Origin of the sequence: Streptomyces sp. BV286 (assembly GCF_019090165.1) — a bacterium.
GTDB lineage: Bacteria > Actinomycetota > Actinomycetes > Streptomycetales > Streptomycetaceae > Streptomyces.
Window position 1 is genome coordinate 1 of sequence record NZ_JAHRIB010000144.1, and the last position, 6,273, is coordinate 6,273.

The 6,273-nt window shown below is 71.0% G+C and carries 1 protein-coding gene; it reads right to left on the reverse strand.

The genetic code is table 11. The features are described from left to right. The coding region (locus KUF83_RS23315) for a non-ribosomal peptide synthetase (protein ID WP_217456752.1) at nucleotides 1–6,247 on the reverse strand (6,247 nt) is incomplete at its 3' end. Nucleotides 6,248–6,273: the final 26 nt, after the last annotated feature.

Consider the following 6,273-nt stretch of genomic DNA (forward strand, 5'->3'; position numbering starts at 1 on the left):
CGGGTTCGATGCGGAAGCCGCGGACCTTGACCTGGGTGTCGGCGCGGCCGACGTACTCCAGCTCGCCCGCGCTGTTCCAGCGGGCCAGGTCACCGGTGCGGTACATCCGCGATCCGGGCTCGCCGTAGGGGTCGGCGACGAACCGCTCGGCCGTCAGGTCCGGCCGGCCGAGATACCCGCGGCCGACGTTCCCGCCGACGTACAGCTCGCCCACCACCCCGACCGGGGCCGGCTGGAGGGCCGGTCCCAGGACGTAGGTGCGCATGTTGCCCAGCGGCCGGCCGATCGGCGCGCTGCCGTTGCCTTCCCACTCGGCCTCTTCGTGCACGGCGAAGACGGTGGCGTAGTAGGACTCGGTCTGCCCGTAGGCGTTGATGATCCGGATGTCCGGCCGTGCCTCGCGCAGACGGGTGACGAGGGCGGCGGGCAGGGCTTCGCCGGCGAAGACCACCGTGTCCATGGCGGTGCGGCCGGTGATGGTGTCCAGGAGTTCGGCGAACGCGGAGGGCACGGTGGAGACGATGTGCCCGGGCCAGCTGTCGCGTTCCCCGAGGACCAGGACGTCACGGACGATCTCGATCGTCCCGCCGTGGCAGAGGTTGGTGAAGATCTCGAAGACCGACACGTCGAAGTTGACCGACGTACCGGCCAGCGCCATCCGCCCGGGGCCTGCGTCGATCAGTCCGGCCAGCTGCGTGACGCCGTTGACGACGTTGCGGTGGGTGACGGCGACGCCCTTGGGAGTGCCGCTGGAGCCCGAGGTGTACATGACGTACGCCAGCTGGTCCGGCCGCAGGGGCGCGGTGCGGTCCCGGCCGGTCAGGTCCTCGCATCCCTGTGCTCCGCCGACGGCCGACTCGAGGTCGATGTCGTCGATGAACAGGGCCGGGACGTCCGTGTCCGGCAGTACGGAGAGGGTGGCGGTGTCGGTCAGCACCATCTGGGGTGCCGCCTCGGTGAGGATGTGGGCCAGGCGGTGGCTGGGGTACTTCGGGTCGATCGGCAGGTACGCCGCTCCCGACTTGAGGACCGCCAGCATGCCCACCACCAGATCCGCGGACCGCGGCAGCGACAGCGCCACCACCGACTCCGGACCCGCCCCCCGCTCCACCAGTACCCGTGCCAGACGGTTCGCCCGGGCGTTCACCTGGGCGTACGTCAGCTCCGTGCCTTCGAACACCACGGCCACCGCGTCCGGGCTCTGGGCGGCCTGACGCTCGAACAGCCCGGGAAGGGTGAACGCCGGTATTGGCAGGGAGGTCTGGTTGTGCCCGTTGAGGACCAGCTCACGCTCGACGGCGTCAAGGGCGTCGGCCTGACCGACCGGGGCGCCCGGGTTCGCGACCAGCTGGCCCAGCACCCGCAGGAAGCGGACGGCGAGGTCTTCGGCGGTGGAGTGGTCGAAGAGGTCGGTGGCGTACTCGATGAGGCCCTGGGCCTCGCGGCCGGCGGGTGTGGTGACCTCGGTGAGGTTGAAGAAGAGGTCGAACTTCGCGGTGCCGGTGATCACGGGGACGAAGTCCACGCGCAGGCCGGGCAGGTCGAAGTCGGCCTGGGCGAAGTTCTGCCAGGCGAACATCACCTGGAACAGCGGGTGGTAGGCGGTGGAGCGGTCGGGGTTGAGGAGTTCCACCAGCCGCTCGAAGGGGGCGTCCTGGTTGCCGTACGCGCCCAGGGCCTTCTCCTTGACCTGCGCGACCAGCTCGTCGAACGTCGGGTTGCCGGCGAGTTCGGCCCGCAGCACCCAGGTGTTGACGAAGAACCCGATCAGGTCGTCCAGGGCGTCGTCGGTGCGGCCGGCGATCGGGGCGCCGATCGGGATGTCGTCCCCGGTGCCCATCTGGTGCAGCAGGACGGCGAGGACCGACTGCATCACCATCGAGACCGTCACATCGCGGTCACGGGCCAGCTCCTCGACCGCGCCGAACAGGCCGGGCTCCACGGTGAACTCCGTCATGCCGCCGCGGTGGCTGGCCTTCGGCGGCCGCGGCCGGTCGGCGGGAAGCTGCAGCGGCTGCGGGATGCCGGCCAGCTCGTCCCGCCAGTAGGCGCACTGCTGGGCGAGCACGCTTGCCGGGTCGGAGTCCTCGCCCAGCAGCTCGCGCTGCCAGACCGCGTAGTCGACGTACTGGACGGGCAGGTCCGCGAAGTGCGGCTCGCGTCCCTCGCGGCGGGCTCCGTAGGCGGCGGAGACCTCACGGATCAGCGGGGCCATCGACTCGCCGTCGCCGGCGATGTGATGGATCACCAGCGACAGGATGTGCTCCTGCTCGCCGGTGCGCAGGATGCGGGCCCGCACCGGGATCTCCCGGTCCAGCGCGAACGTGTACTCGGCGGTCTCGGCGAGCGCGGCCGTAAGCCCGTCGGCGGCCACCTCGACCACCGGGACGTCGAGCAGCGCCGCGGCCGCAGGAACGATCCGCTGGAAGGGGATGCCTTCGGCATCCTCGACGAACACGGTGCGCAGGCTCTCGTGCCGGGCCACCACGTCACCGAGGGCCGCTGCCAGGGCGGCGGCGTCCAGTTCGCCGGTGAGCTTCAGGTTGAGGGGGATGTTGTAGGTCGCCGAGGGGCCTTCGAACTTGTCGATGAACCACAGGCGGCGCTGCGCGAACGACAGCGGGATCAGTTCGGGCCGGGAGGAGAGCCGGGTGAGGGCCGGGCGGACCGCCACGCCTGCCGAGAGGTGGGTGGTGAGTTCGGCGACCGTCGGCGCGGAGAAGACCGTCTTGATGGGGAGTTCCGCGCCCAGGACGGTGCGGACCCGGCTGATCAGGCGGGTGGCGAGCAGTGAGTGTCCGCCCAGGGTGAAGAAGTTGTCGTCGATGCCGACCCGCTCGGCGCCCAGGACCTCGGCGAACAGCCCGGCCAGGGTCTGCTCGGCCGGCGTGCGCGGGGCCCGGTAGGCGCCGGCGGTGAACTCCGGCTCGGGCAGCGCGGCCCGGTCGAGCTTCCCGTTGGGCATCAGCGGGAGGCGGTCGAGGATCATGAAGACGGCCGGGACCATGAAGTCCGGGAGCCGGGCGGCCACTTCCTCGCGCAGCTCTTCGGCACTGACGCCGCCGGCCTCGGTGGGCACGACGTAGGCGACGAGCCGCTTGCCCGCGTCGGTGCCGGCCGCGGCCCGGGCGAGGACCACCGCCTGCTTGACGCCGGGGTGCGCGGCGGTGGCCGCCTCGACCTCACCGGGCTCCACCCGGAAGCCGCGGACCTTGACCTGGGTGTCGGCGCGGCCGACGTACTCCAGGGCGCCCGCGCTGTTCCAGCGGGCCAGGTCACCGGTGCGGTACATCCGCGACCCGGGCTCGCCGTAGGGGTCGGCGACGAACCGCTCGGCCGTCAGGTCCGGCCGGCCGCGGTAGCCGCGGCCGACGTTCCCGCCGATGTAGAGCTCTCCCGTGACACCGGCGGGGACCGGCTGCAGTCCGGGGCTCAGGACGTAGGCACGCATGTTGCCCAGAGGTGCGCCGATCGGTACGGCGCCCAGCGACCGGGGGGTTCCGGAGGCGGTGAAGGTGGTGGCGTAGAACGACTCGGTCTGCCCGTAGGCGTTGATGATGCGGACGCCGGGGAAGGCCTGGCGGGCGCGGTTGACCAGGTCGGCGGGAAGGGCCTCACCGGCGAAGACCAGGACGTCCACCTGCGTGTGGCCGGCGATCTGGTCGAGGAGTTCGGCGAAGGCCGAGGGCACGGTGGAGATGACGTTGCCGTGCCAGCCCGCCCGCTCGCCCAGGACCAGGATGTCCCGGACCACTTCGACACGTCCGCCGGTGCACAGGGTGGTGAAGATCTCGAAGGCGGAGACGTCGAAGTTGACGGAGGTCCCGGCGAGCGCCCTGCGGCCCGGCCCGGCGTCGATCTCCCGGGCGAGCTGGGTGACGCCGTTGACCACGTTGTGGTGGGTGATGGCGACGCCCTTGGGGGCGCCGGTGGAGCCGGAGGTGTACATCACGTACGCCAGGTGCTGCGGCTGCAGCGCGGTGGAACGCTCGGCGTCCGAGAGGTCCCCGATGCCGGCGGGAGCGTCCTGGTCGGCGCCGTCGAGGTCGACGTCGTCGAGGTACAGCACCGGGGTGTCGCCGGCGGGCAGCACGCTGACGGTGTCGCGGTCGGTGAGGATCAGCTGCGGAGCGGCCTCGGTGAGGATGTACTCCAGCCGGTGGCTGGGGTACTTGGGGTCGATGGGCAGGTAGGCGCCGCCGGCCTTGAGAACGGCCAGCAGTGCGATGACGAGTTCCGCGGAGCGGGGCAGGGACAGGGCCACCACGGTCTCGGGGCCCACCCCGAGGGCGGTCAGTTCCCGGGCCAGCCTGTTCGCCCGTGCGTTCACCTGGGCGTACGTCAGCTCCGTGTCCTCGAAGACCACGGCCACCGCGTCCGGGCTCTGGGCGGCCTGGGCCTCGAAGAGGGCGGGGAGGGTGAGCGGGGAGGCCGGTGTGCGGGTGTCGTTGAACTGCTCCAGCAGGCGTACGCGCTCAGTGGGCTCCAGGATGTCGATGCGGCCCACGGGAAGCGACGGGTCGGTGATCAGCTGGCGCAGGACCCGGACGAAGCGGGCGGCCATGATGTCGACGCTCTCGCGGTCCAGGACGTGCTCCTGGTACTGGAGCTGGAGCCGCAGGTGCGGGTCGGCGTCCGCCATGACGGTCAGCGGGTAGTGGGTGCCGGTGGAGGGGCGGATGCCGGTGAAGGCGATGCCGGCCGCGGAGTTGGCGTCGCTGAGGCCGTCCCGGTCGACCGGGTAGGACTCGAAGACGACCAGGGTGTCGAACAGGGTCGTGAGACCGGTGGCCTGGTGGATCTCGGTGAGGCCGTAGTGGTGGTGGTCGAGGAGGGCTGCCTGCCGGTTCTGCAGAGCGCGCAGGACGTCGGCAAACGTGTCGGCCGGGGCGTACTGGACGCGGACCGGGAGGGTGTTGATGAACATGCCGACGATGGAGTCGACGTCGGTGACCGCGGGCGGCCGGCCGGAGACGGTGGCCCCGAACACGACGTCCTGACGGCCGGTCAGCCGGCCCAGCAGCACCGCCCAGGCTCCCTGGACGAGGGTGTTGACGGTCACGCCGAGCTCGGAGGCGCGCCGGTTCAGTTCCCGGACCTCCTCCAGCGGCAGGGCGAGCTCGACGTGCCCGATGCCGGAGCTGCCTTCCTGCTCGGTGCCGCCGGGCACGAGCAGGGTCGGCTCCTCGACACCCGCGAACTCGTGTGCCCAGGCGCGGGCCGTCTCCTCGTGGTCCTGTCGCGAGAGGTGGACCAGGAAGTCCTTGAAGCCGCGGACCCGGGGCAGGACGGAGGCGTCGCCGGCCGAGCCGTACAGGCGCAGGATGTCCTGCATGAGGATCGGCAGGGACCAGCCGTCGAAGAGGACGTGGTTGGCGGTCAGGACGAGTTCGGAGCTGTCCGTTTCCGTCCTGACCAGGGTGAGCCGCAGCATCGGCGGAGCGGCCGGGTCGAAGCTGCGGCCGTGGTCCTCGGCCAGGAACGCATCGAGGGCTTCCTTGCGGGCCTGCTCGTCGAGGTGGCGCAGGTCGATCTCGGCCCACGGCACCTGGACGCCGTCGACGACGACCTGTACCTGGTTGCCGTCGCTGTCGTTGACGAAGGCGGTCCGCAGGTTGGCGTGCCGGTCGAGCATGGCCTGGCCGGCTATCCGCATGCGGGCGGGGTCGACCTTGCCCTCGATGTGGAACGCCATCTGCATCTGATAGGCGTCCCACGAGTCGTCGTTCAGCATGGTGTGGAACAGGAGCCCGGACTGCAGCGGGGTCAGCGGCCAGACGTCCGAGACGCCCGGGTAGTGCTGCTCCCAGCTTTCGATGTCCTGCTGGGTGACCTTGACCAGGGGCAGGTCGCAGGGGGTGAGTCCGCCGACGGCGGGGTCCGCGGTGTGCCGCACGAGTGCGTCCAGGGCGGCGAACCACAGCTCGATCAGTTCCTGGACGTCCTGGGCGGTGAACAGTCCGGCGGGGAATCCGGCCGAGACGTCGAACTGGGCGCCGAGTTCGGTGTCGATGACCATGGAGTTGAGTTCCAGGGCGGACATCGCCGGCATGTCGGCGTCCAGGGGCGCGGCCATCTCGCAGATCTGGGTGAAGCCCAGGCCGCGGAGGTTTTCGGGCATGTCCGCGGAGGAGAAGCGGCCCAGGTAGTTGAAGCCGATCTGCCCGGTGGAGTGCCGGGCGAGTTCCGCGCCGGTCTCCTCGTTGAGGTAGCGCAGCAGACCGAAGCCGAGGCCCTTGTCGGGCACGGCCAGCAGCTGCTCCTTGACCGCCT